This is a genomic window from Citrobacter sp. Cpo071, from assembly GCF_030332765.1.
Classification (GTDB): Bacteria; Pseudomonadota; Gammaproteobacteria; order Enterobacterales; family Enterobacteriaceae; genus Citrobacter; species Citrobacter portucalensis.
In genome coordinates this window covers 1-359 of record NZ_JAOWHE010000052.1, presented here as the reverse complement: position 1 = coordinate 359, position 359 = coordinate 1, and the positions used below count along the sequence as shown (strand labels likewise).

1 protein-coding gene is annotated in these 359 nt (G+C 64.9%); it reads left to right on the top strand.

Annotated features, from left to right (window positions below):
* A partial coding sequence (locus OGY09_RS25345; RefSeq protein WP_286589822.1) for an RHS repeat domain-containing protein occupies positions 1-359 on the top strand: 359 nt, incomplete at both ends.

Below are 359 nucleotides of genomic sequence, written 5' to 3'. Positions count from 1 at the left end.
CAGATGAACACACTGCCCGTCACCCGCTACGGCCAGGATGTCGGGGTCCGCCTCGGTGCCGTCTGGCTGACGCACGACCCTGAATACCCCGACAACCTGCCGACATCCCCGCTGGTGCGCTATGACTATTCCCCGCGCGGCGAGCTGGCGGCGGTGTATGACCGGGGCGGAGTGCAGGTGCGCCGCTTTGACTATGACGCGGACACCCCCGGCAGGATGGTGGCACACCAGTACGCCGGACGCCCGCAGACCACCTACCGCTATGATGCAGCGGGCCGTGTGGTGGAGCAGCATAATCCGGCAGGCTTAAGCTACCGCTATGAATACGGGAAAAACGCCGTCACCATCACCGACAGCCT